Origin of the sequence: Pseudomonas sp. UFMG81, assembly GCF_015354575.1 — a bacterium.
In the GTDB taxonomy this organism is placed as follows: domain Bacteria; phylum Pseudomonadota; class Gammaproteobacteria; order Pseudomonadales; family Pseudomonadaceae; genus Aquipseudomonas.
Map to the genome: position 1 here is coordinate 42,407 of NZ_JACAFQ010000034.1, position 25,896 is coordinate 68,302.

The 25,896-nt window shown below is 63.8% G+C and carries 13 protein-coding genes and 2 pseudogenes; 4 read left to right on the plus strand and 11 right to left on the minus strand.

The genetic code is table 11. From position 1 onward, the window contains the following. Nucleotides 1-4: 4 nt before the first annotated feature. From IX761_RS21175 to IX761_RS21190, 4 genes are all read right to left on the minus strand, one after another. Nucleotides 5-2,260: an ATP-dependent DNA helicase gene (locus IX761_RS21175; RefSeq protein WP_194791464.1), complete on the minus strand. Its 2,256-nt coding sequence runs from the start codon at nt 2,258-2,260 to the stop codon at nt 5-7. Further along, nucleotides 2,257-3,906, minus strand: a complete 1,650-nt coding sequence (locus IX761_RS21180; RefSeq protein ID WP_194791465.1) for a VRR-NUC domain-containing protein — start codon at nt 3,904-3,906, stop codon at nt 2,257-2,259. The genes IX761_RS21175 and IX761_RS21180 overlap by 4 nt, the downstream gene beginning before the upstream one ends. A gap of 360 nt (nt 3,907-4,266) precedes the next feature. Beyond that, a complete protein-coding gene (locus IX761_RS21185; protein ID WP_194791466.1) occupies nt 4,267-5,625 on the minus strand; it encodes a DUF4041 domain-containing protein in 1,359 nt (452 codons plus the stop codon). Between the two features lie 518 nt (nt 5,626-6,143). Next, nucleotides 6,144-7,727: a GMC family oxidoreductase gene (locus tag IX761_RS21190; protein ID WP_194791467.1), complete on the minus strand. Its 1,584-nt coding sequence runs from the start codon at nt 7,725-7,727 to the stop codon at nt 6,144-6,146. Between the two features lie 97 nt (nt 7,728-7,824). On the opposite strand from IX761_RS21190, the gene IX761_RS21195 reads away from it, so the two are divergent. Next, nucleotides 7,825-8,841, plus strand: coding sequence for an AraC family transcriptional regulator (locus IX761_RS21195; RefSeq protein ID WP_194791468.1), 1,017 nt, complete (start codon nt 7,825-7,827; stop codon nt 8,839-8,841). Here IX761_RS21195 and IX761_RS27720 read toward each other — a convergent pair. From IX761_RS27720 to IX761_RS21210, 4 genes and pseudogenes are all read right to left on the minus strand, one after another. Beyond that, nucleotides 8,842-9,027 (minus strand): annotated as a pseudogene (locus tag IX761_RS27720) (response regulator transcription factor); the annotation flags it as partial. A gap of 102 nt (nt 9,028-9,129) precedes the next feature. Further along, nucleotides 9,130-11,529 (minus strand): annotated as a pseudogene (locus IX761_RS21200) (helix-turn-helix transcriptional regulator); the annotation flags it as partial. 615 nt (nt 11,530-12,144) lie between these two features. Then, a complete protein-coding gene (locus tag IX761_RS21205; RefSeq protein WP_194791470.1) occupies nt 12,145-13,521 on the minus strand; it encodes a DUF1329 domain-containing protein in 1,377 nt (458 codons plus the stop codon). A 27-nt stretch (nt 13,522-13,548) separates the two neighbouring features. After that, nucleotides 13,549-15,462, minus strand: coding sequence for a DUF1302 domain-containing protein (locus IX761_RS21210; RefSeq protein WP_194791471.1), 1,914 nt, complete (start codon nt 15,460-15,462; stop codon nt 13,549-13,551). 268 nt (nt 15,463-15,730) lie between these two features. Between IX761_RS21210 and IX761_RS21215 the strand changes: the two genes are divergently transcribed. Continuing rightward, nucleotides 15,731-17,710 (plus strand): alkyl/aryl-sulfatase, encoded by a 1,980-nt coding sequence (locus IX761_RS21215; RefSeq protein WP_194791472.1) that lies wholly within the window; start codon nt 15,731-15,733, stop codon nt 17,708-17,710. Nucleotides 17,711-17,914: 204 nt separating this feature from the next. Then, nucleotides 17,915-19,258 (plus strand): UDP-glucose dehydrogenase family protein, encoded by a 1,344-nt coding sequence (locus IX761_RS21220; RefSeq protein ID WP_194791473.1) that lies wholly within the window; start codon nt 17,915-17,917, stop codon nt 19,256-19,258. A 32-nt stretch (nt 19,259-19,290) separates the two neighbouring features. On the opposite strand, the gene IX761_RS21225 is transcribed toward IX761_RS21220, so the two are convergent. From IX761_RS21225 to IX761_RS21235, 3 genes are all read right to left on the minus strand, one after another. Then, nucleotides 19,291-21,477, minus strand: coding sequence for a TonB-dependent receptor (locus IX761_RS21225; protein WP_194791474.1), 2,187 nt, complete (start codon nt 21,475-21,477; stop codon nt 19,291-19,293). Nucleotides 21,478-21,703: 226 nt separating this feature from the next. After that, nucleotides 21,704-23,077 carry a hypothetical protein gene (locus IX761_RS21230; protein WP_194791475.1) on the minus strand — a complete coding sequence of 458 codons (1,374 nt, stop codon included), beginning with the start codon at nt 23,075-23,077 and terminating at the stop codon, nt 21,704-21,706. A 500-nt stretch (nt 23,078-23,577) separates the two neighbouring features. Next, nucleotides 23,578-24,600, minus strand: a complete 1,023-nt coding sequence (locus tag IX761_RS21235; protein ID WP_194791476.1) for a zinc-dependent alcohol dehydrogenase family protein — start codon at nt 24,598-24,600, stop codon at nt 23,578-23,580. A gap of 207 nt (nt 24,601-24,807) precedes the next feature. Between IX761_RS21235 and IX761_RS21240 the strand changes: the two genes are divergently transcribed. Continuing rightward, nucleotides 24,808-25,722: a LysR family transcriptional regulator gene (locus IX761_RS21240; protein WP_228533810.1), complete on the plus strand. Its 915-nt coding sequence runs from the start codon at nt 24,808-24,810 to the stop codon at nt 25,720-25,722. The last annotated feature ends 174 nt before the right edge of the window (nt 25,723-25,896 follow it).

Genomic DNA, 25,896 nt, shown 5'->3' on the forward strand with positions numbered 1-25,896 from the left:
ATGTTCAGGCGCATTGCCACCAGCTGGGGAACATCTGCCGCACCCGGGGTTCGGTGAAACGCTCATCGATCAGGTACAGCACGCCACGGTCCTGGTCGCCGCGGATCACCCGGCCTGCGGCCTGGATCACCTTGCGCACGCCCGGGTAGAGATAGGCGTAGTCGAAACCGGCGCCGAACTGCCGGCCCAGGCGTTGCTTGAACTGTTCGTTGACCGGGTTGACCTGGGGCAGGCCCAGGGTGGCGACGAACGCACCGATCAGCCTTGTGCCCGGCAGGTCGACGCCCTCGCCGAAGGCGCCGCCGAGTACGGCAAAGCCGACCCCCTGCCCGTCTGCTACAAAGCGCGCCAGGAAAGCTTCGCGCCCGGCCTCGTCCATGCCCGGCGCCTGGCGCCATTGAGGCAGTTCGGGGTGGCGCTCGGCCAACAGCTGCGCCACTTGCTCGAGGTATTCGAAGCTGCTGAAGAACGCCAGGTAGTTGCCAGGCCGATCGACATACTGCGTGGCGATCAGCTCGACGATCGGTGCCAGCGAGGCCTGCCGCTGCTGGTAACGGGTGGACACCTGGCTGACGATGCGCACGTCCAGCTGCTCAGCGCGAAACGGTGCAGCCACCTCCAGCCAGGCGGTGTCGGCCGGCATGCCCAGCAAGTCGCTGTAGAAGTGCCGGGGGTTGAGCGTGGCGGAAAACAGCGTGACGCTGCGCGCCGCGCTGATCCGTGGCCCAAGCAAGCGCGCCGGCACCACGTTGCGCAGGCACAGGGTGGCCAGGCGCCGCCCGCGCGCGGCGTTGCGCTGGCTGATATCGAACAGGAAATGTTCGTCGAACAGGTCGGCGATGCGACTGAACTGCAACGCCTGGTAGAAGAACTCCAGCACCTTGGGTTCAATGTCGGCGGGTGCCTGATTCATCCGCTCCTGGATCAGCCCGATGCACTGTTGCAGCGCGCGCAGGAACGCTTCGGGCAACTGCTCGCTGGCCTGGTACGGCGCCACTTGGGCCTTGTACAGCGCATTCCACTGGCGGTTGAGGCGGTCCAGCGCGCTGACCAGCCCGGCCGGTTTGCTCTGGCGCAGCGCCTGCAACTGGCCTTGGTCGAGGCTGGCGCTGTACATCTGTCGGCCGCGCTCGACCAGGTTGTGTGCCTCGTCCACCAGCACGGCCGTGCGCCATTGGTTGGCCTGGGCCAGGCCAAACAGCAAGGCGTGGGCATCGAAGTAGTAGTTGTAGTCGGCCACCAGCAGGTCGACCCAGCGCGCCATTTCCTGGCCGAGGTAGTACGGGCACACCTGGTGCGCCAGGGCCACCTCGCGCAGGCTGGCGCGGTCGAGCAATGGCAGGGCCGCCGCCGCTTCACGGGCTGCGGGCAGGCGGTCGTAGAAGCCCTTGGCCAGCGGGCAGGACTCGCCGTGGCAGGCGTTTTCGGGGTATTCGCAGGCCTTGTCCCGAGCGATCAGCTCCAGCGCACGCAGGGCCGGTTGGCTGCCGTCGCGGGTGAGCTGGCGCAAGGCATCCAGGGCCAGGGCTCGCCCGGGGGTCTTGGCGGTGAGGAAGTAGAGTTTGTCCAGCTGCTGCGGCACCACGGCCTTGAGCAGCGGGAACAAGGTGCCGAGGGTCTTGCCGATGCCGGTGCTGGCCTGGGCCATCAGGCAACGGCCGGTGCTCACCGCCTTGTACAGGGTTTCGGCCAACTGGCGCTGCCCTTGTCGAAACGCGGGGTATGGGAAAGCCAGCGCTTGCAAGCCGAGGTCGCGCTCGGCCAGGCGCTGCGCTTGAGCCCTGGCCCACGCCAGGAAGCGTTGGCATTGAGTTTCAAAGAATTCTTGTAACGCAGTGGCACTGTGCTGCTCGCTGATGACGGTCTGGCTGTCGCTGTCGATGTCCAGGTAGACCAGCGCTACTTCGATGTCCGCGAGCTGGCGGGCCTGGCACAGCAGCCAGGCATAGACCTTGGCCTGGGCCCAGTGCAACTGGCGGTGGTTGTCGGGCTGGCGGGCCAGATCGCCCCGGTGGGTCTTGATCTCTTCCAGGCGGTTGTGCGCCGGGTCATAGCCGTCGGCGCGCCCGCGCACGCGTAATCCCTGATATTCCCCTTCCAGCGCCACCTCGGCCTCGTAGCCGGCAGCGCGCCGCGTCACCACCCGGCGATGACCGGCGATACCCTCCTGGGCCGTCGGTGACGGCGTGAAACGCAGGTCGAGGTCGCCCACCTTGGCGCTGAACTCGCACAGCGCGCGCACGGCCACCGTGTAGCTCATGGCTCGGCCTGCCAGCGCACATGGCAGACCACCACCGGCAGCCCGTGCTCATGACAGAACGCCAGCCAGCGCAGCTGGTTGTCCTGCAGGCGATCGCCCGGCCCCTTGACCTCGACCATGCGGTAGCGCCCCTCCTGCGGCCAGAACTGGATCAGGTCGGGCATGCCGGCGCGGTTGTTGCGAATATCCTGCAACAGGCGCACGAAACAGGCCTTCAGGTGTGCGGCCGGCAGGCACGCCAGGGCCTGGTCCAGCAGCACTTGGTCGAGCATCTGCCAGAACACGAACGGCGATTGCAGGCCTTGCTTGGCGGCATAGCAATCACGGATCGCCTGAGGGTGACTACCGTCATCGAGCCGTCCCAGGCAGCGTTCGAATTGCACCGCGCGACGCTGCTGGAAGTCGTCCTCGTGCAAGTCCTGGGGGCCTACCTGGAACGGGTGGAAAAACGCCCCCGGCAGCGGGACGAAGATCGCCTCCCAGCAAAGCAGACCGAACAGGCTGTTGAATAAAGTGTTCTCGACGTAGTGGGCAACCCCACCGTCCTGCTCCAGATACCGGCGCACCGCCTCCTCCACCCCGAGCACTGCCAGCTCCGCCGGCAATTCCAGCTCGATCACTTGCACCGCGTCACTGCGGCGGCGCGGTCGTGGCGGACCTCCGAGCTTGCGCGCCAGGCGTGGCAACATGCGCTCCAGGGCCTGGCGCTCGAGAGGGTTGGCCGGCGCCCCGGCCATTTCCGTAGCCAGTGCGTGTGCCAACTGCCATTGTTCGCTGCGTTCGTACACCCGCACCTGGCGAATGCGTGCTTCGGGGTGGCTGCTGCCGGCATACACCTGCAAGGCCAAGTCCCAGTCACCCAGGCGTTCACAGTGCTGCCCAAGACTGAACAGCAAGCGGGCACGCCGCCGGGCCAACCACGGGTTGTCACTGCCCAGCCCGTCAAGCGTGGCCAGCAGCGCGGCGGGTGCCTCGCCCTGCTCCAGCCGTTCGCCGCACTGGTGCAGGGCCATCGCCAGCGCCACGTCACTGCGCTGGCGCAAGGCCCGTGAATCATCGGCAAAGGCCACCTGCTCGTAGCGCAGCACCCCCAGGTCGGCGAGGACGAACTCCGACCAATCCTGGTACAGGTTGCCGAAGAACAACAGACGCAAGCGGTCGCAAAGCGGCTGCAAACGCCAGTGGACGATACGTGCGGGAAAATCAGGGAACCATGCCTCCAGCGGGCGTGGAGCAAGCTCCAAAGCCTGCAACTGCGCCAGCAGCTCGCCCTTGCCCGCCTTGGGCCGGCTGAGTTGTCCGGCAAAACAGCGCAACGCCTCTTCCTTGCGCAGCAGCGCCCATAGCTGCTCCAGCGTCAGTGGCGCCTGGGCATCGACCCAGCCCAACTCCAGCAAGGGTGCCAGGGCGGTATCGGTATCGCCGATCTCGTGGTAATCGAGCTTGTCGCTGCGAAACCACTCGCCCTTGCGCATGACCATGCGCACCAGCAAGGCCTGGGCAGGCGCTGGCAGGCGGGTGAAGGCACGGATGAAGCCATGCTCGCTGTCATCGAGCAGGTCGGCATAGCGTTGTTCGACCCAGTTCAGTACCTGGCGAAAGTTGTGCAGGTAGTAGAAAGGGTCATCGACGGAGTGAGCAATCACGGTGCGGGACGGGCGTAGGAAATGAGCACTGGTTATACATACAGAGGCTGGTACTCAGCAAGTGCCGTGGGTCGCATCAAGGGTCAGTGGGAAAATGCAGGTAGCCATGCATGAGGGGATGCTTTCGACCCGTCGTTACCGCTGAAAGAGAACGGGTTTCACAAGCGCGCCGCGCACGCTGTGGGTGCGGGTTCACCCGCGAAGCAAACGCCGCGGTGAATGGCACCGGCTGCTCCGGTGTTCGCGGGTAAACCCGCTCCCACAAAGATTACTGTTCGACTCAACGGCAGCCATGGGCCGCAAGCGCTCGCTAAGGGCCGATAGCGGCCGCTCGTCAGAGCGGCCCAAAGCCGATGCACCTTAGCTTTGCACAGCTATGCGCTCTGATTGCTGAATAGCTGGCTTTGGAAATGCCATGCGAAGGCTTTCACGGTACTGCTCTGCCGGCGCCTCATGGGTGACTTCGACAACAGCATCATAATTTTCCCGGATGATTCTCTCGATCTCAGCAATGTCAGCACGGAAGAATTCTTTGCGTCCATTGACCTTGTTGAGCCGGCCTGATGCAAAGTGGTCGTGCAACTTTGCTTCCAACGCGGGTGCATTATTAGAGAAAACCATGGCATGCACATCGAACCAGAATGGCACCGAGGCGTCACCCAGTTCGTCTACTCGATCCATAGGTTCCAAGCGGCGTGTCATGCCTATCTTGTAAACACCTTCACCGAATGCCCCAAGGTTAGAAATCACATACACATATCCGGCTTTGGCATTCTGCTCGCGATAATCTATGAGCTTTTCTTCGCTCTCTAACTCGGCTCGACCAGCTTCAATTTCGGCTAGTTTTACCAGTAGCGCTGAGCGCTCTTCATCAGTTTGTACTTGTTCAAGGCGAGTCTGAAGGTCGCGCATAGCAGTCGTAAAGTGCTTCCTCTCCTTGGCAATTTTCTCCCGCGCCGAGCGAATTTCCTGCTCCAGCTTTTGCTGCTCGCGAAGCTCTTCGCGGGCACGCTTTGCCTCTTCCTTTTCTTCTTGTTTCTTGATCTGGAACTCATGGGCAAGGTGAAGCTCGTCGAGCTTAAGATCGAGGTAAATACCAGAGATCTCTACACTCATGATCTTGCCGAGCCGATTGCAGGCTTCGAACGATTTAAGGATTCGTTTCTCCCCAAGCTCAACGTTGTCGAATTTTACGTTAGCTACACAAGCATCCGCTTCGTTGTTAAAGGAGCGAATCACCAGTTTGATCATGTCGTTCACAAGCTTGCGACCTTGCGCCTGGCTGTTGTTCACCGTCCAGTGCATATTGCCGGTTGCGGCCTGTGCATTCTTGACCATGACCTTCTGCCGATCGCGAACATTATCCAAGCGAGCCTTGTACTCTTGGCTACTGGTCAGCTTGAACCTCGGTTCGTAGAGCGCAAAACTCTCCAGGAGCAATGTCTCCTCCCAAACAAGTATCTGCTCTTGCAGATCAATGGAACGCTGCGCGAGCGCAGCCAGCTCCCGTTCTGAGCGTTGAGTTTCTTCGCGAACAGCCGCCAGTCTCACTTTTTCTTGCTCAACAAGTTTCTGAATCTCTACTACGTCCATGGCACCGATTTGCGTAATGAGCGCCTGTGACTGAGAATACTGGGTTTGAAGCTCCAGGAGCTGGGCTTCCAGAGCCTCCGCACGCTGCCGGTGTGCCGGGCCTTTCCAATAATCACTAAAAGACATGGATTCCTTCCTCGCATTGAGTCGAATTGCGTAGACCAGAAAAGCACGAGGCAGCTGTCGTAACGCTCTTTAAAGCACCGCAGTGCGAAGCTCAAAAGGAACAAGTTCATCGCACTTCCTCCCTGGTGCGATCGAGCCTAACCTGACTGAGATCACAAAGCCATCATTAGACCGCAAGGGTGAAGGGAGCCTGTGTGAGGATTATGCTGCGCATCTGGAACTGGTGCCTTGTATGTCCCAACTCATCCTCCGAGGGCGCGCTACACGAATGGCAGCTTTGGGTCGAAAGCAGTCATTCACGATGGACTGCTTACGACCCACCGTTGCCGTTGAGCCGAACTTGTGGGAGCGGGTTTACCCGCAAACACCGGCGCAGCCGGTGCCATTCACCACGGCGCCTGCTTCGCGGCGGTTCGGCGTCCCGATAAACCCGCTCCCACAGAGTGCTCGGCGCGCCCTTTGAACCCGTTATCTCTCAGCGGCAAAGCCTGGCACACCGCACCAGGCCCCCGCTCACCTCACGCCCCCATCAACCACTGCGCCGCACGCTCGGCGATCATGATCGACGCGGCATTGGTGTTGCCCCCGACCAGCGTCGGCATGATCGACGCATCGACCACCCGCAGCCCTTCCATACCCTGCACGCGCAACTGGCTGTCGACCACTGCGGCTTCGTCGTTGCCCATCTTGCAGGTGCCGACCGGGTGGTAGATGGTGTCGGTGCGCTGGCGCAGCACCTCGATCAGTTCCTCGTCGCCGTACAGCCCGTGGCTGTAAATGTCGCGCATGGCATAGCGGGCCATCGGCGCCTGCTCGAGAATGTCCCGGGTCATGCGGTAGCCCTTGAGCAAGGTGCGTACGTCATCGTCGTGGCTGAGCAGCTTCGGGTCGATGCGCGGCGCGGCGTGCGGGTCAGCCGAGTGCAACCCCACCGTGCCGATGCTCTTGGGCCGCAACACGCACACATGGCAGCTGTAGCCATGGCCCCAGTGCAGGCGGCGGTTGTGGTTGTCGACCAGGCTGATCACCGAGTGCAGCTGGATGTCCGGGCGCGACAGGCCGGGGTCGGTCTTGAGGAAAGCCCCGGCCTCCCCGCAGTTGCTGGCGAAGACACCGGTCTTTTTCCGGGTGTATTCGACGAACGCCTGGGTCATCTTCACCCCACCGGTCACCGAGAAACCGGGCAGCGAGGTGTCCTGGCTGCGATAGCAGAGCACCACGTCGGGGTGATCCTGCAGGTTCTGGCCGACCCCCGGCAGTTCGTGCTGCACGGCGATGCCGTGGGGCTTGAGCTCAGCCTCGGCACCGATGCCGGAGAGCATCAGCAACTGCGGGCTGCCGAAGGCTCCGGCACTGACCAGCACCTCGCGGCGCGCCTTGAGCGCTTCGCGCTTGCCCTTGATGCGCACCTGCACCCCCACTGCCCGCTTGCCCTGCAACAGGATGCGTTCGGCCTGGGCATTGGTGAACACCACCAGGTTGCTGCGCTGCTCGCGCACCGGTTTGAGGAAGGCGGTGGCGGTACTCCAGCGACGGCCTTCGCGGATGGTCACGTCGTACGGGCCAACGCCTTCCTGGTCGGCGCCATTGAAATCGGGGTTGTAAGGGTGCCCGGCCAACTGCGCGGCCTTGATGAAGGCTTGGCTGGCCGGGTGCGAAGGGGCGCGGCCGACGTACAGCTCGCCGTCGCCACCGTGATGTGCGCTGGCACCGCCGTGGTACATCTCGCTCTTGCGGAAGAACGGCAGCACGTCGGCATGGGACCAGCCGGGGTTGCCCAGGGCGGCCCAGTCGTCGAAGTCGCTCTGATGCCCGCGGATATAGATCATGCCGTTGATCGAGCTGCTGCCACCCAGGGTCTTGCCTCGCGGCTGGTAACCCAGGCGCCCGCCCAAGCCTGGTTGCGGCACGGTCTTGAACGCCCAGTTGACATGCCGGGTGGGCAGGATCGCGGCCACGCCGATGGGCGCATGGATCAGCGGCGAACGATCAGCGCCGCCTGCCTCGAGCAGGCACACGCGCACCGACGGGTCGGCACTCAGGCGGTTGGCCAGTACGCAACCGGCACTGCCGGCGCCGACAATGATGTAGTCGAATTCCATTTTTATTGTTCTCGGAGGGTGGAAGGTACTGGCATTGTTGGCCGCACGGGTGCAAATTTATTGATCCTTGCCGACTATTTTTTGACTTTCGACGACCATGACAGCACTGATCCGCTACAGCTCGCTCACCGGTTTTCGCGAGGTCGTCCAGCAGTTGGGCGGTGAGCCGGAGGCGTTTCTCAAGCGCTTCCGGATCGACCCGCAACGCTTGCTCGAGGACGATGCGCGGATGCCGCTGCGCGCGCTGGTCGGCCTGCTCGAATGCGCAGCCCTAGAGCTCGACTGCCCGGATTTCGGCCTGCGCATGGCCGACTACCAGGACCTTCACGTGCTCGGCCCGGTGGCGCTGATCGCCCGCAGTTCGGCGACGGTGGGCCTGGCCCTGGCGGACATCGTGCAGTTCATCGACTACCACAGCCCTGGCATTCACCTGGACCTGGAACGCGACGACGACGGCGCACCGCGGCTGGCCATCGACATCCGCCTGCCGGGCCTGGTGCAGCAACGGCAGATGATCGAGCTGGCGATGGGGGTGGGCCACAAGACCCTGCAACTGTTGTGCGGCGCCCATTTCAGCGCCCAGGCGATCCTGCTCAGTGGCCTGTCACCCTTGCCGGCGGCGCGCTACCGGCGCTTTTTCAACGCCGCCAGCTACTGCGGTCAGCCCTGCAATGCACTGGTGCTCAAGGCCGAACAGCTGGAGCAGCCCATCGCCCAGCAGGACCCGCTGCTGCACCGGACCCTGGCCCATTACCTGAGCCAGTTCGACGCCACCCAGCCACTGGGCCTGCTGCAGCAGGTCGAGCGCCTGATCCTGCGGCTGCTGCCCACCCAACGCTGCCGCCTGGCCCTGGTGGCCGAACAGTTGGGGCTGCATGAGCGGGTGCTGCAACGGCGCCTGGCCGAACAGGGCAGCGGTTTCGACAGCCTGCTCGAAGGCGTGCGCCGCGACCGTGCCGAGCACTACCTGGCCGAGCGCAACATGCCCTTCTCCCAGGTCGCCGGCCTGCTCGGCTACAGCGAGCAAAGCGTGTTCAACCGGGCCTGCCGACGCTGGTACGGGATGACGCCCCGGCAGCGCCGCCGGCAGTTGCTGGAAACGCCAGCGGGCTGATCAGTTCAGGCCCAGCTCCTTGGCCCGGGCAACCGCCTGAGTGCGGCGCTCGACCCCCAGCTTGAAGTTGATACGCTGGGCGTGGGTCTTGACCGTGTGCAGCGAGATGAACAGGCTCTCGGCGATCTGCTGGTTGGAACAGCCCTGGGCGATCAGCTTGAGCACGTCCAGTTCGCGCCGGCTCAGCAGTGCCACCGGCTCGCCTTCGTGGCTGCCAGGCTCCCCGGCCCAGCGCGCCATCGCCGGGTTGCGCCGGGTGAAGGCGCGCTCGACATTGACCAGGCCCATCTGCCGGGCCTGGCCGAGCGACTCCAACAACATCTGCTTGGCCTGGGCCGGCTTGTTGTCGGCATGCAGGGCTTCGCTCAGGCTGAAGCCGACTTCGCAGGCCAGCGCCCAGCGCCCTTGCCGCCCGGCCAGGGCATGCAACGCGGCCAGCCCCTCCAGTGCCGGCGCCAGCGCGCCCGTGGCAAGGGCGGCCTGCCCTTTGAGCAGTTGCAGGCGCAGGTGCAGGTCGGGCGAGCCGTAGGGCGAGAACGTCAGCGCCAGCGGCGGCAAGGCGTCCAGGGCCTTCAGGGCCTGCTCGGCACGGCCCTGGTGCAGCCACAGGCGCGCCTTGGCACGCAGGATCAGCCCCTGGTAGATGGTGTCATTGATGTGGTTGTACTGCATGGCCCGTTCGGCGTCGGCGATCCGCGAAAAGGCACTGGCCAGGTCACCCTGCACGGCGTCCAGCTCGGCCAGCCCCAGGTGCCCCCAGAAGGCGGCGGCATCGCCGCAGGTCTGGCACTCGAGCATGCCCGACTGATACGCCGCCTCGGCGTCCTGGTAACGCCCCTGCTGCAGCAGGATCGTCGCCCGGCGCAACTGCACCCGCCCACGCATCGGGCTGGATTCGGCACCCCAGGCGTTGGTCAGCTCGGTGTACAGGCGCTTGAGCAGGGTTTCGGCACGCAGCAGTTCGCCGCGAATTTCCAACAGCTTCACGTGCCCCAGGGCCATCACGCTTTCCATCGCCAGGCTTGCGTACTGGCGAGCTTCCTTGGTGGCCTGGCGATTGAGCGCCAGGGCCTGGTCCAGCTGGCCCTCGACCAGGGCCAGGTCGACCTGCAGCGCGAAGCAGAACAGGCGCTGCCCCCAGGCGCGTTCTGGCAGTTCGGCCACCGCCTCTGCCAGCCACTGGCGGGCCTGTTCGCCCTGGCCACGGTGGAACGCGATGTTGCCACACAGGGCCTTCCATTGGGCAATCAGTTCAAACTGACGCAACGGGTCGGCTTGCGGCATGAAGCGCGCCAGCTGTTCGGTCAGGCGCTGGGCTTCGTCGAGCCGCCCGCTGAGCATCAGCGCCCAGGCATTGAGCAACAACAGGCGGGGGGTACTGTTCAGCAGTTCCAGGGGCAATTCGCGGCGCCACTCCAGCACCTGGGCGAGGCTGCGGCCCTGCAACAGGTAGTCGCCGATAAAGCGCTGCATGAGGCTGGCGGCCATTTCCACCTGTTCGGCGCGCACCGCGAAGGCCAGGGCCATGCGCAGGTTGTCCTGGCTCACGTACCACTGGCAGGCCTTGCGGCACACCGCCTTGGCCAGGGCCTCGGGCAACTGCGCGGCCAGGATGTCGCGCACCACGGGCTGCACCCGCAGGGCCTGGTTATCGCCACCGGCGGGCTCGATGAACAGCCCGCAGGCGTTCAATTGCTCGAGCACCTCGGCGCCCTCGCCCACACCGAGCAGGTGCTCGCTCAGGCCAGCATCGAAGCAAGGCAATTGCGCCAGGGTAAACAGTGCCTGGTGCCAGTGTGCGGGCAGCCCGTCGAGCAGTTCCCGGCGCAGGTATTCGTACAAGAGGTTGTCCGCCACCTCGAAGCCCGGCGGCGTGGCCTGGCCCTTGAGGGCCAGCTGGTACAGGCGCAGGCCCGCACACCAGCCCTGGGTGTCGGCGTGCAGCTGCTTGAGCTGCGCCCTGGGCAGTTGCAGGCCCCGGGCCTGCAGCAGTTCGGCTATCTCCTGCTGGTTGAACGCCAGTTCGCTGCTGCCCAGTTCGAACAGCTCGCCATCGAGCAGCAAGCGCATCAATTGCAAGGCCGGCCGGCGACGCCCGGCCAGCCACCAGTGCACCTGCGCCGAGGCGGCGTGGATCAGCTCATTGAGCAGCTCGTCCAGGGCCGGGTCGGGAAAGCGCGGGTAGTCGTCGATAAACAGCCACAGGCCGCTGGTGGCTTCGGCCAGGGCGCGCCGGACCTGGTCCGTGTCGTTGCCTACCGCCAACGCGCTGGCCAGCTGTTGCAGGAACAGCTCGGTGCTCAGCGCCTTGCCGCGCAGGTTCAGGTAGACCGCGCGTACGCCCGGCGGGCAACTCTGGGCGCATTCGCCCAGCAACGCGCTCTTGCCACTGCCGGCAGGCGCGCACAACAGCCGCAGGCGGCAATCGGCCGCCAGCAGCGGCTCGCTCAGACGTTTGCGCCAGAGGTGGCCCGGCGCCAGTCGCGCAAGGCCGGAATGGGTGGATGCAGCGGTTTGCGGTTCAAACATTGGTACGTACGGCTTGTTGTTCTTTTGCAGCATGTTGCAGGGGAGTGCCCCCTCAACGCAAACGAATGCTGCGGAAAAAAAAGAGGCAACCTTGCAGTTGCCTGTAAGTGCAGCGTCGATCCCGGAGGGGTGTTGCTTTTTTGTGTGCCTTGGCGCCATCCCTTTCAAGGTGACCGCGTTAGGGCTGCCAGGTGTTTGGCGAGAGGCTTGTAGTGCTCTCAAGATCGAGCGCCGCCCNGGCCCGGCGCCAGTCGCGCAAGGCCGGAATGGGTGGATGCAGCGGTTTGCGGTTCAAACATTGGTACGTACGGCTTGTTGTTCTTTTGCAGCATGTTGCAGGGGAGTGCCCCCTCAACGCAAACGAATGCTGCGGAAAAAAAAGAGGCAACCTTGCAGTTGCCTGTAAGTGCAGCGTCGATCCCGGAGGGGTGTTGCTTTTTTGTGTGCCTTGGCGCCATCCCTTTCAAGGTGACCGCGTTAGGGCTGCCAGGTGTTTGGCGAGAGGCTTGTAGTGCTCTCAAGATCGAGCGCCGCCCGCGCGGCGCATCGCTGGCAAGCCAGCTCCCACATCTGTTTCGGGCCAGTTACTCCTGGTCCATCTCCCCTGTCCGCCCTGTTTGTACGACGCGGTTTTTGCATGGACGCTACCGCCGCCCCACATGACTCAAGGCATGCACCAAGGCGGACAGTAGAGACCTCACAGGATGGATTGGCCCGAAACAAATGTGGGCCGCCCTCACGCGCTAGTCACCTGCACCTCGAATGACATGACCCTCAGCGCACGCCGGCCTGGCGCAGCGCAGCGGTCGTGTAGTTGGCCGCCACGCTCTGGAAGCCAAACTCGATGCTGCGCTTTTCTTCGTTTTTCAGGCCCACCACCGAGTAGCGGCCCGCCACCAGGTCATACAGCGCCTCAGCGGTGTAACCCGGAACCTGCTTGTTGTAGTACTGCTGGATATGGCCCTCGCCCACACGCCACAACTGGCCGCGGCCATCGTAATGGTCGACTTCTGCCAGCTCCCAGCTGTCCTCGTCGAAGTACATGTGGCGGGTGGCATAGATGTGCCGCGCATTGGGCTTGAGGGTGGCCACCACCTCCCACACCCGGTGCAGCTCGTAACGGGTCAGGTCCTGGTTGATGTGGCCAGCCTTGAGGATGTCGCCATATTTCAGGTTCGGCGAGTCCAGCTTGTAGCTGTTGTAGGGGATGTACAGCTCCTTCTTGCCCACCAGCTTCCAGTCGTAACGGTCTGGCGCACCGTTGAACATGTCGTAGTTGTCGGAGGTCGCCAGGCCGTCGGCAGCGGTCGCCGGGCCGTCGTAGGCCACCTGCGGGGCACGCCGCACGCGGCGCTGGCCGGCGTTGTAGACCCACGCCATGCGCGGTTCCTTGACCTGGTCAATGGTCTCGTGCACCAGCAGCACGCTACCCGCCAGGCGCGACGGCGCGGTCACCCGCTGGAGGAAGTAGAACAGCACGTTGTCGGCCTTGCCCTTGTCCTGGTCGGCCAGTTCGTTGGGGTAGGAAATCTCGTCCTCGAACTTGACCACGCTGAAATCACCGTTGACCTGGGGCTGGACGCGGGTCATCAGGCGCTTGATGTTACCGCCGCGGTAACGGGTGGTGTGGTTCCACACCACTTCCACACCCGACGTCGGGATAGGGAAGGCGTAGTAGCGGCTTTCATTGAAGTTGACCAGGCCGTTGCCACCATCGATGCCCTCGGTGTTCAGCGCGCTCTGCTTGGCCGCGGCATAGATCTTGTCCGGCAGTGCGGCGCTGCGGTGGGTCTTGTACACCGGGATCTTGTAGGTCTGCGGGTAGCGTTCGAGCATCGCCAGCTGCCCGGCGGTGAGCTTGTCCTTGTACTGCGCGGCGTTCTGCGCGGTGATGGTGAACAGCGGCTTTTCGTCGGCAAACGGGTCGGCCAGGAAGCCCTTGCTGTCCACGGCGCCGGCGTTCACGGGCAGCCCGCCGGTCCAGGCCGGGATGCTGCCATCGGCGTTACCGGCCTTCTCGGCGCCCATCGGGGTCAGGGTGGTGCCCAGTTTTGCCGCTTCCTCGGGCGATACCTTGGCCATCACGCTGGTGGCCAACAGGCTGAGCATCAGGGCACCGGCGTGCATCAGGCATTGCTTGTCGATCTTCATGGAATCTTCCTCTCTCGGTGTCTGTGCTTAGAAGCTCATGCCCATGCTGAGCGCCACGAAATCACGGTCAGTGGTGGGGTTGTAATCGCCGCCAAAGAAGCTGGTGTAGGAAATGCCGGCGGTGTAGGTGTTCTTGAAGTCGGCATCCACGGCCAGGCTGACGGCCTTGGCGCCCTCGTTGAACAGGCCGTTGGGCCCGTAGCCGTCCACGTCGTGGGACCAGGCGATGCTCGGCTTGAGGTTGACCCCGGCGAACACGTTGGCGTAGTCCCAGATGGCGCGGGCGCGGTAACCCCAGGCGGTGGTGGTGACGAAGCCCTTGTCATTGCAGTACTTGGCACTGTTCACCGCTGCCGCGGTACCGGCGAAGGTGCCGGCGTTGATCGCCTGGCAAGACGCCCGGCCGCCGATGCTGCCCGGCAGCTCGCCGGGGCCGTACACCGGGTCGCGGCCATAGCGCGCCTCGGAGGTTTTCTCCAGGCCGCCGACATGCACCACACCCACCTCACCCACCAACGTCAGCCGCTCGGCGCCCATGATCTGGTCGAAGAAGTGGGTGAAGGTGGTCTGGAACTGGGTGATCTCCTTGCGGTTGTAGCCGTGCAGGGTGCTGCCCGGAATGCTCGCCGGGTTGCCGCCGAGCAGCGAGTACTGGCCGAACGGGGCGAATGCCGGGTTCAGGCCTGCCAGGCCACGCACCCCGGCATACAGCACGTCGGTGGAGTTGAGCTGCACCGGGGCGTTGGGCCGGTAGCTGAGCTCGCCCGACCAGGCGGTACCGGTGGGCAGCGTGGTGGAGAAGCTCAGGCCGTACAGGCGGATATCTTCGGGGTATTCGATGAAGTAGTTGCTGGCACCGGCCACGTTGGCGATGGCCGCGCCCTGGCGGGCCGCCGCCGGAATCGCCGGCACCCTGCCGCCCAGCACCTGGGCCGACTGCTGGTACTGGGCCAGGCCGCCGGCCTGACTGCTGAAGAATGGCGCCCGGCTGTGGTAGTTCATGAAGTAGGCGCCGAACTCGGTGTTCAGCGGCTCGAACATGTAGCGCAGCGCCGCGCCCCATTGCCCGCCGTCCCGCGCATCGCGGTCGGCCCCGCGCGGGATGATCACCCCTTCGGAGGTGGTCTGGTAGCCCAGCAGGCTACCGAACGGCGCGACCGCCGGGGTGAGCACGTTCAGGTTGTTGTTACAGCCGTCGGCGACCCCATCCACTTGCGAGAAGAAGGTGCCGCAGTTGTCGATCACCGTCTGGTCCCATTCCAGCTGGTAGAAGGCTTCGGCGGAGAGGTTGTCGGTCAGGCTCTGGGACACGTAGAACATGTTGACCGGGATCAGGCCCTCCTTGATCTCGGCACCCGGCCGGCGGAACGCCGACACATCGAGCGGGTTGATCGAGTTGATGCTGTTGAGGATGAAGGTGCTCTCCCCCCAGCTCACCACCTGCTTGCCCAGGCGCACCGAGCCCGGTTGATCGGCGAGGGTGTAGTTGTGGTAGACGAACGCATCGAGCAGCTGCGCGCCGGACGACTTGGCGCCTTCCTTGCGGCCATGGTCGTCGATGGCCTTGAATTCGCGGCTATCGTCCTTGAGCTCGAAGTCGTACCAGTACTTGCCGCGCAGGAATACGCCAGTGTCTGCGTACTTGAGCTCGAGGTCGTGAATGCCCTTGAAGATCTTCGAGAAGGTCTTGCCCTCTTTGAAGTTCAGGTGGCCGTCATCGGTGGTCTGGGATAACCCGGTGCCACCGTTGTGGCCGCCGATGTAGCCCTGGTGCGGGCTTTGCGTCGACCAACTGGCCCCGACGGACAACGAAGAGTCGAACTGCCCTTCGATTTCGCCGATGGAGAAATCCACGGCCTGGGCCTGGCCCACCACGCACAGGGCGATGGTGCTGGCCAGGGCGTTGCGTTGGAAGCGTGCACGTTTTGTTGTTGTAGTCATGCGACCATTCCCTGCTGTTATCAATCGGCATTGCGTTGGCATTGGCGGCCAAAACTAATGACTCGACCTGGCCGAGGTAACAGGCGAAGGAGTGATATTGGAAGTCATCCCAAAGAGTGAAGATTTTCAGGTGGGGCCCGGCAGGCCTGCGACCCTGAGGTGAGGGCAGGAATCATCCCTGCAGTCACTCTTTGTCGGTATTGGATGGCGCGGCACCTGTGCCTAAGGTGCAGGGCAGACCCATCGCGCCCCCATTGACAGGTGACCCATGCTTTCGATTCCTTCGTCCAGAGCCCTTGCCCTGGCTGCCGCCCTTCCCTGGCTCGCCACCGCCGCCGCTGCCGAACCGGTCGCCGCCAAGCCCGCCACCGAGGCCACCCGCCAGGCCAATGCCGCCGTGCTCAAGGCCCTGCCCTTCGCCGACCGCCAGGACTTCGAGGACGCCCAGCGCGGCCTGATCGCACGGCCGGACACCCTCAGCATCCGCGATGCCCAGGGCAACGTGGTGTGGGATCTGGAGTCCTACAAGCGCTACATCGGCCTGGACAAGGAGGCGCCCGACACGGTCAACCCGAGCCTCTGGCGCATGGCCCAGCTGAACGTGCAGTACGGCCTGTTCAAGGTCACCGAGCGGATCTACCAGGTGCGCGGCTATGACCTCTCCAACGTCACCTTCGTCGAGGGCGACAGTGGCTGGATCGTCATCGACCCGTTGCTCTCGGTCGAAACCGCCAAGGCCGCCTTCGACCTGGTGACCGAGCACCTGGGCAAGAAGCCCGTGGTCGCGGTGATCTTCAGCCATTCCCATGCCGACCACTTCGGCGGTGTGCGCGGTATCGTCGACGAAGCCGACGTGAAAGCCGGCAAGGTGCGCGTCATCGCACCGCCGCATTTTGCCGAGCATGCAGTGCGGGAGAACATCATCGCCGGCAACGCCATGTCGCGCCGGGCCGTGTACATGTATGGCGCCATGCTGCCGCGCTCGCCCCAGGGCGGTGTGACCGCAGGCCTGGGGCAGACGGTCTCGCTGGGCCGCATCTCGCTGATCAATGCCACCGAGGAAGTCACCCACACCGGCCAGGAACTGACCGTGGACGGTGTGAAGATGGTGTTCCAGATGACCCCGGGCTCCGAAGCGCCGACCGAGATGAACACCTATTTCCCGCAGTTCAAGGCCCTGTGGATGGCCGAGAACGTCACCCACAACATGCACAACATCTATACCCTGCGCGGCGCCGAGGTGCGTGATGCCCTGCAGTGGTCGAAGTTCATCGACCAGAGCCTGGCACTGTATGGCGGCGAGGCGCAGGTGGAGTTCCAGAGCCATCACTGGCCGACCTGGGGCAACGAGCGCGTCGGCCGCTTCCTGAGCAAGCAGCGCGACCTGTACAAGTACATCCACGACCAGACCGTGCGCCTGATGAACGAAGGCTACACCGCCGCTGAAATCGCCGACACGATCAAGCTGCCGCCGGAGCTGGACCAGGAATGGTTCAACCGTGGCTACTACGGCACCCTCAAGCACAATGCCCGTGCGGTATACCAGCGCTACATGGGCTGGTACGACGCCAACCCGTCCAACCTCGACAACCTGCCACCGGTGGAAGCGGCGCAGAAATACATCGCCTACATGGGGGGCGGTGCCGAAGTGCTGCGCAAGGCCCGCGTCGACTTCGCCAAAGGCGAATACCGCTGGGTGGCCGAGGTGCTCAAGCATGCCGTGTTCGCCGACCCGCAGGACAAGGCGGCCAAGGACCTGCTGGCCGACACCTACGAGCAGCTGGGCTACCAGGCCGAAGCCGGCCCGTGGCGTTCGGTGTACCTGCAAGGTGCCTTCGAACTGCGCAATGGCGTGCCGCAATCGGGCGGCGCCAAGACCGCCAGTGCCGACATGATCCGCGCCATGACGCCCGAGATGCTCTTCGACTACCTGGCCGTGCGCCTGAACGGCCCGGCGGCGGCGGGCAAGAAACTGTCGCTGAACATCGACTTCACCGACCTGGGCAAGCAGTACAACCTGCAGGTGGAGAACGGTGTGCTGCGCTATCAGGACAAGGCCGCCGAACAGGCCGATGCCAGCCTGACCTTGAAGATGAGCACGCTGATCGACATCCAGCTGGGCCAGGGCTCGCTGGAACAGAAGGTCAGCAGCGGCGAGGTGCAGCTCAAGGGCCGGGCGCAGGCTTTCAGCGAGTTCATGGGCCTGCTGGATACCTTCAAGTTCTGGTTCAACATCGTGACGCCCTGAGGCGTACAGCGCACACAACGTGCGGCTCAAGAGCCCCGCCTCCATTGGAGCGCGGGGCTTTTTTGCGGAGGGTGCCGGATGCGGTAACACGCCTTAAACACTGCTGTGACATGTTCCCCCTGCCTGTTCAACAGATGCCCGGGCACCCCTGCCGAGCCTCGGCAAGGGCGATGCCTGTACGGTTTCGTGCCATGGAGCTTGCAGATGAAGGTCACGGTTTTCGGGACGGGGTATGTTGGCCTGGTCCAGGCGGCATGCCTGGCCCAGGTGGGGCACACGGTGCTGTGCATGGATGTCGACGCCGAACGCATCGCCGCCTTGAGCCAGGGGCATTGCCCCTTCTTCGAGCCGGGCTTGATGCCCTTGCTGCAAAGCAACCTGGCCTGTGGGCGCCTGAGCTTCACCACCGACTGTGCCCAGGCGAGCAATTTCGCCCGGTTGCTGTTCATTGCCGTTGGCACCCCGCCCCAGGCCGATGGCAGCGCCGACCTGCGGCACGTATTCGCGGTGGTCGACAACATCCTCGAACACGCCGATGGCCCCAAGGTCATCGTCAACAAATCCACCTCACCGGTTGGGACGGTCGAGCGTATCAAGGCCCGCATCGGCCAGGCCGTGGCCGATGCCGAGCATTACCGCGTGATCAGTAACCCGGAGTTCCTCAAGGAAGGCTCGGCGGTCGACGACTGCATGCGCCCGCAGCGCATCATCATCGGCGGCGCCGGGCCGGCTGAACTTGCGCTGCTGCGCGAGCTGTACCAGCCCTTCAGCCGCAACCGGGAAAAATTCATGGCCATGGATGCGCGCAGCGCCGAACTGACCAAGTACGCCGCCAACTGCATGCTGGCGACCAAGATCTCGTTCATCAACGAAATGGCCAACCTGGCCGAACACCTGGGCGCCGATATCGAGATGGTGCGCCGCGGCATTGGCTCGGACCCGCGCATCGGCTACGACTTCATCTATGCCGGCTGCGGCTTTGGTGGTTCGTGCTTCCCCAAGGACTTGCAGGCCCTGAGCAGATGCGCCGAGGCCGAAGGCTACGAACCGCAGCTGCTGCGCGCGGTCGAGTCGGTGAACCAGCGCCAGAAGCACCGGCTGTTCGGCAAGATCACCCGGCACTACCCCGACGGCCTGCGCGGCAAGGTTTTCGCGCTGTGGGGGCTGTCGTTCAAGCCCAACACCAATGATATTCGCGAGGCTTCCAGCCGGGTTCTGCTCGAAGCCTTGTGGGCCGCCGGTGCCAGGGTGCAGGCCCACGACCCGCAAGCCATGGAGGAAATCCAGCGGCACTACGGCGAACGCCCGGACCTGCGCCTGATGCCGTGCAAGGAAGACGCACTGCAAGGCGCCGATGCGCTGGTGATCGTCACCGAATGGCAGGACTACCGGGTGTTGAACCTGGAGCGAGTGCCGCAGCAACTGGCCGACCGAGTAGTGTTCGACGGCCGCAACCTGTTCGAGCCCGAGCGCATGGCCGGCGCTGGCCTGACCTACTACGCCATCGGGCGTGGCCAGGTGCAGCCGCCAGGCCCGTTGCGAACGTGAGCCGCCGTTGATGCTGCTTGCCGCAACGCGGGTCAGAACCTGAAGTTGGCCGTCAGCTCCGCCGAGCGCCCTGGTGCGACCGTGGCGAACAGGCCGACGTGGGACGCATCGTAGATGGTCTCGTCGGTCAGGTTGAGCAGGTTCAGCTGCAGGTCGAGGTGCTTGTTGACCTTGTAGGCCACCATCGCGTCGTAGCGCCAGTAGTCATCGACGCTGATGGTATTGGCATCGTTCATGTAGCGCTGGTCCATGTAGTTAGCCCCACCGCCGACCGTCCAGCGGTCGGTGAGCGCATAGGATGACCACAGGCTGAAGCTGTTCGGCGCGATGAACTTGGACTGGTTGCCGTCGTTGCTGCCATCGCCGCCCGACTTCACCACTTCGGCATCCAGGTAGGTGTAGCCACCCCAGACCGCCCAGGCGTCGGTGATGCGGCCGGTGACACCCAGCTCGATCCCGGTCACCCGCTGGTCACCGTCCAGGGCCACCAGCCCGGTGATCGGGTCGGTCACCCGAGCGTTGGTCTTCTCGGTGCGGAACACCGCGGCGGTCAGCGACAGCTGTTCGTTGAACACATCCCACTTGGTCCCCAGCTCCAGGCTGCGCGACTTTTCCGGGTCGAGGTTGGCCTTGTTGCCATTGAGGTTGCCCGCCCCGGCACCGTCGGCGCCGCCAGACTGGGTGTTCTCGCCGGACGGGTTGGACGAGGTGCCATAGGACAGGTAGATGCTGCCATTGGGCATTGGCTTGAACACCACGCCTACCTGGTAGTTCCACAATTCGCTCGACGACGAGGCGCCGCCGGCGACGCGGTTCTTGACGTCGTAGTCGTCATAGCGCAGCCCCAGGTTCAAGTCCCACTGCTCATGCAATGCCAGGGTGTCGAAGGCGTACAGCGACTTCACCTCGGTCTGGCACTTGCTGGTGACTTGGCCGGTGCCTGGCAGCAAGGTCCAACCACCGTCGTGCGGGTTGGGGTTGTACAGGTTGCCTGGGCGACCGTTGTTGCCGGCGTGCTTGTCTTTGTCGGTAATGGTCTCGCGGCTCAGCTCAAGGCCTGCGGAATAGCTGTGCTTGATACCGCCGGTGTGGAAGGTGCCGAACAGGTCGGTCTGGTTGAGCAGCGAAGTGTTGACCACATTGCGTGGACGGAAACCCCGCCCTACCAGGCCGTTCTGCTCTTGGGCGACATTGGCGAACACCGGGCGGCTCATCACATAGTTCTGCATGCTGCGCCCACCGCGCAGGGTGTTGCGCAGGGTCAGCTCAGGCGTGAATTCATGCTCGATCTGCAAGGTGGCGAGGTCTGCGGAGGTCTTGCGGAAATCACGGTCCACCAGCCCATAGAAGTTGTCCCGGTCGACATCCGCCGGTTTTTGGGTGATCAACGAAATCGGGTGGCCCTGGTCGGGTATATCGTCGGTTTCCAGGTGGTAGTAGCTGGCCGTCACCCGTGTCGGGCCTTGCAGCCCCCAGGTGATGGTCGGGGCGATACCCCAGCGCTTGACCTCGACATCATCGCGGCCGGGCGTGTCGGCTTCGTGTTTCATGGCGTTCAGGCGAAACGCCAGGTCCTGTTCGGGCAGGTACTGGTTGATGTCCAGGGTGTTGCGCCACAGCTGGTCGGTGCCCATCGTGACGCTGCCGGCGATGAAGTCTTCGGCCTTGGCGGCCTTGCTCACCAGGTTGATCGAGCCACCGGTGGAACCCCTGCCGCTGTACGCCGAGCCCGGCCCTTTGACGATTTCGACCGATTCGACGTTGAACGCTTCGTGGGACATGCGCCCCAGGTCACGCAGGCCGTCGATCTGGATATCAGTGCTGGCTTCGAAGCCTCGAATGAATGGCCGGTCGCCCAGTGGCGTGCCGCCTTCGCCCGCGCCCAGGGTAATGCCGGGGGTGGTGCGCAGCACGTCGGTCAGCGAGGTGGCGCCGCGTTCCTTGATCAAGGCTTCGTTGATGATGGTGATCGACTTGGGCACTTCGCGCAGGGGCGCGGTGAACTTCGGCGACGACATTTCATCCACTTTGAAGGTGTCGGCGTGATGAACACCTTTTACATCGGTTGCATCCAGTTCGAGGATCGAGCCCGACGGGTTGCCGTTGGCGTCGGAGGTTTTCGCCAGGCTCGTTGTCGAGCAGGACGCCAGGGCCAGCCCCAAAGCCGTGTAGAGATGTGGAGATTGCGCGTAGCGGTTTGTTGTTGAAGTGCTTGCCATTTGATTGCCATCACCAGGAAATGATGCGCAATCCTATTTGCGAACAGTTATTGAACAAAGTGCATTTACAAAATTTACGCCAAGTAACATTGTATGTCTTAACTTAAGTTACATATTTTTGGTTACATATATTTAGTAGCACTTACGCGGTATAAAAGAGTATTGGCGGCAAGGCTTCAAACCAGTACCGCCAGGCCACCGCGTCAGCCCGCCACGAACGCCTCGTTCAACACTGGCCGCTACGCTTCTCGACCGCCGTCGCCGGCGCTATGTGCGGCAGCAGCCGCAGCCACTGGTCGCGCCGCGCCAGCCAGTGAACCAGCAGTGCCGCCTGCGGTGGCAGCGTACCGGCATAGAGCGCCCTGAGCTGCGCCATCTCCAGCCCACTCATGTTTACCAGCCAGCGGCTCACCGCCATCGGGCATGGGCGCCCCTGCAAGGCCCGGTGAAGGTACGGCAGCGCCACCCGCATGCGCGGGTGGCAACGTTGCAGGTAGCGCTCGAGGCCGCGCCCCTGTGCCTCGAAAGGGGTATGCAACAGGCACAGCAAATGGTCCTCGTTCACCCCATAGGCATCGGCGATACTGGCCTGCACCCGGGCGTGCTCGCACAGACTGTGCTCGAGGCTGCCCGCACTGTCGCGATAGCCATGCAGGTCGGCACGCCGCGCCCTGAGCTCATGCAGGTGCGCCATCGGCAACGGATCGAACAGCCCCGCCGGGCCCTGGGTTTCGCACGGCAGCGCCGCCTCGCGCCCCAGCATGTCATCGAGCGCCCCACCCTCTTGCAGATGCACAAGGTCCTCGACAGCGATCACCCGCAACGGTGTCACCGCCCGCTGCGCAGGTTCGCCGAGCGGCGCCAGGTGAGCGCCAACCAGCCATTGACGCAGTTGTGCCAGGCCGATCGCCAGGGTGTCAGCGCTCAGCGGCAGAACCGTGGGCGTGGCGTCGCCGTTCAGGCGCAGGCAACGTCGCGCCCACGCCAGCAGACGGCGGCGCTGCCGGGCCGGCGCCACCGTGACCAGGACATCGACTTCGCTTTCCATCACCAATGCCTCGACCAGCCCCGCCGCAAGCTCCAGGTACGCCCGCGCGCCCAGCAAACGTTCGGGCTGCCCGCCGCACAGATGCCCGAACAGCAGCCAGGCCTTGCCTGCCTCGTCCAACGGGCTTTGGGTTACGACCTGGCCGACGGCGAAGGGCTCCAGCCTGCCGCCATCGCCACGCAGCAACTCCACCCTGGGGTCATCGTGCAGGAACAAGGCGCTGAAACAGCGCTCGTGGCTGGCCAGCGTCGCACGGTCAAGCGCAGGCGACCTGGCTACTAGCACACGCAGGCAGAAGGTGTCCTGGTGGCGCTGTGCGAGGCTCAATTGCGTCGCGCGCAGGCATGCCAGCAAATGGGCGCTGCGCCGGTCGCCACCGTGCACCACCAGCAGGCGCAGGCTGCCAATCCGCGTGGGGCCACCGGCGACCACCAGCAGCCGTTGCATCAAGAGTTGTACCGAGGCGCGCTGCGCCTGCCCCATATGTTCCAAGAGGCGCTGCAATACTTGCTGATACACATAGCCCATGGCTTGGTCGTGTGTATTGTTCATAGAGTCACTCCACCTTTCCTGATCGGACCCGATCGAAGGCCCGAGTTTGGCAGATGAATATAGGACCGAACTTGAAGGAAACTTCCGAAAAACCTGACAGACAATGGAGCTGTAACATTCCCTTGCTACGGCAAACCTTGCAGAAACCCAGGTTGCGCTTGCCTTGCGACACTGTTTGCAGGGTGACGTACACCTTTGGCGATACACACCATCACGGTAATGAATGAGCGGACTGACGACCTACTTATTTAACGTTCAATCAAAGGTTTTGAAAGCAAGCAGGAACATGAAAGACATTTACCAAATAATTGTAGGAAACATCTGAAACTCTGAATGCCGGCTAATGCACATCGATGTTCAACAAGAACATCAACGGCAACAGTGCCATCCGTGCAAACGCCCCACCTGACTTCGCGACCTCAGGAAGACGATCACAGGGCTCGGCCTGCGGGTACAAAAAAGCCCGAGGCATTGCTCGGGCTTTTCTGCTGGGTTGGCCATCAGCCCTGCGCCAAGTCCAGCACCACGCGGCCACCGCACGGACACTCGTCCATATGGCGATGCGCCTCGACCACCTGCTCGAACGGGTACACCTTGATGATTTGCGGTGTCAGCAACTGATCGGCCGTGAACTGGTTGATGTCGCGCAGCGCGCGCTGCAAGGCGACCTGGTCCTGGGTGATGCCCAGCTCGGGCTTGCCGGTGAAGTTACCGATGCAGTGCACGTGGAACTGGATGTTCTTCTGGAACGCAGCGCAGGCCGGGAACGGCGTCTGGTTGCCACCCTGCAGGCCGTACAGCACCAGGCTGCCGCGCGGTGCCAACACGTCGCCGAGCAGCGACATCTGCGGCCCGCCCATGCCATCGAGGACCATGTCCACGCCACGTCCATCGGTGTACTTGCCAACCTGCAGCAGCAGGTCCTGCTCTTCGGTGACGATCACCTTGTCGGCACCCAAGCCTTTAAGGTACTCGCGCTGCTCGGGTTCCTTGGTAACGGCGAACACCTTCAACCCCAGGGCCTTGCCCAACTGCACGAAGGCAGGGCCGGCGCAATGACTGGCGTCGGTGACCAGGGCGGTCTGCCCGGCCTTGGCCCGCGCCAGGTCGACATAGGCGAAATAGGCGATCAGCAGCGGCGTGTAGTGCACGCTGGCCTCGATCGGGGTGAGCACGTCGGGGTAACGGGTGATGGCGCTGCGCGGCAGCACGATCACATCGCCATAGACAGGATGATCATTGGGGCTGGTGGCCGGGAAGCTGGCGACCCGGTCGCCCACCGCAATATCGTCCACCCCTTCGCCGACCGCCGTGACCACACCGGCCATCTCATGGCCGATGCCCGCTGGCAGGCGCGCCTGGGACGGGGCCAGGTTTTGCCGCCAGAGCACGTCGTACCAGCTGATGCCGATGGCCTCGACGCGGACCTGTACCTCGCCGGTGGCCGGGGACGGTTCGGCCTGCTCCTCGCAACGGAGCACATCGGCCTGGCCGAACTTGTGGAATCGGATCATGCGGGACATCGCATACCTCGCCTGTGTGAATCTCGTATTACCACGGACTTTATCCGGGCTTTGCACTTTGGACCATCAGTGGCCGTTAATAGTTGACATGCCTGTCATTGATTGGGCCCCTGGCAAATCTGTGCATTGGCCCCCACAAAACGATGCAGGGTAACAGCCTTTGGCCGTAAGATTCACCCCTGCCCCCTTTCAGGCGAGCCGCATCGAATGAATCGTAACGACTTGCGTCGCGTAGACCTCAACCTGCTGATCGTGTTCGAAACCCTCATGCACGAACGCAGCGTGACCCGCGCCGCGGAAAAGCTGTTCCTCGGCCAGCCGGCGATCAGCGCGGCACTGTCGCGCCTGCGCAACCTGTTCGACGACCCGCTGTTCGTGCGCACCGGCCGCAGCATGGAGCCCTCCGCCCGCGCCCACGAGATCTTCGCCCTGCTCTCCCCGGCGCTGGACTCGATCTCCACCGCGGTCAGCCGCGCCGCCGAGTTTGACCCGGCCACCAGCACCGCGGTGTTTCGCATCGGCCTGTCCGACGATGCCGAGTTCGCCCTGCTGCCGCAGCTGCTCAAGCGCATCCGCGCCGAGGCGCCGGGCATCGTCCTGGTGGTGCGCCGGGTCAACTACCTGCTGATGCCGACGCTGCTGGCCTCAGGCGAAATCTCGGTGGGCGTGAGCTACACCAACGAACTGCCGGCCAACGCCAAGCGCAAGGTGCTGCGCCGCAGCATGCCCAGGCTGCTGCGCGCCGACAGCATGCCCGGCAGCATCACCCTGGACGACTTCTGCGCCCGGCCCCATGCGCTGGTGTCGTTTGCTGGCGACTTGTCCGGGTTCATCGACGAAGCGCTGGACGAGATCGGCCGCAAGCGCCATGTGGTGCTGGCGGTGCCGCAGTTCAATGGGCTGGGGAGTTTGCTGGCGGGGACCGATATTGTCGCCACGGTGCCGGATTACACAGCCGATGCATTGACGGCGGCAGGTGGTTTGCGGGCTGAGGAGTTGCCGCTTGAGGTGCGCAGCTTCGAGTTGCACATGGCTTGGCGTGGGGCGCAGGACAATGATCCGGCGGAGCGGTGGTTACGGTCGCGGATACAGATGTTCTTTGGAGATCCGGATAGCCTCTGAGCTGTTCCTGGGAACACTGCAGATAGCACTTTTCCTGGGTTCCATTGCGGTGCGTAGGCAACCACAAGCCCTTCAATGGATATGTCCCTAGCGTGATGAGCCTCACCCGGGGAGGCTTGACCCCATCGCCTTTGGCGTTGGGATCAGGAAGGGGTGTTGGCCGGACGGATACGC

Coding starts and splice junctions, on each gene's coding strand:
- IX761_RS21175 (WP_194791464.1), bottom strand. CDS start 2,260: ATGAGCTACACGGTGGCCGTGCGCGCGCTGTGCGAGTTCAGCGCCAAG.
- IX761_RS21185 (WP_194791466.1), bottom strand. CDS start 5,625: ATGTCTTTTAGTGATTATTGGAAAGGCCCGGCACACCGGCAGCGTGCG.
- IX761_RS21190 (WP_194791467.1), bottom strand. CDS start 7,727: ATGGAATTCGACTACATCATTGTCGGCGCCGGCAGTGCCGGTTGCGTA.
- IX761_RS21195 (WP_194791468.1), top strand. CDS start 7,825: ATGACAGCACTGATCCGCTACAGCTCGCTCACCGGTTTTCGCGAGGTC.
- IX761_RS21205 (WP_194791470.1), bottom strand. CDS start 13,521: ATGAAGATCGACAAGCAATGCCTGATGCACGCCGGTGCCCTGATGCTC.
- IX761_RS21210 (WP_194791471.1), bottom strand. CDS start 15,462: ATGACTACAACAACAAAACGTGCACGCTTCCAACGCAACGCCCTGGCC.
- IX761_RS21215 (WP_194791472.1), top strand. CDS start 15,731: ATGCTTTCGATTCCTTCGTCCAGAGCCCTTGCCCTGGCTGCCGCCCTT.
- IX761_RS21220 (WP_194791473.1), top strand. CDS start 17,915: ATGAAGGTCACGGTTTTCGGGACGGGGTATGTTGGCCTGGTCCAGGCG.
- IX761_RS21225 (WP_194791474.1), bottom strand. CDS start 21,477: ATGGCAAGCACTTCAACAACAAACCGCTACGCGCAATCTCCACATCTC.
- IX761_RS21230 (WP_194791475.1), bottom strand. CDS start 23,077: ATGAACAATACACACGACCAAGCCATGGGCTATGTGTATCAGCAAGTA.
- IX761_RS21235 (WP_194791476.1), bottom strand. CDS start 24,600: ATGTCCCGCATGATCCGATTCCACAAGTTCGGCCAGGCCGATGTGCTC.
- IX761_RS21240 (WP_228533810.1), top strand. CDS start 24,808: ATGAATCGTAACGACTTGCGTCGCGTAGACCTCAACCTGCTGATCGTG.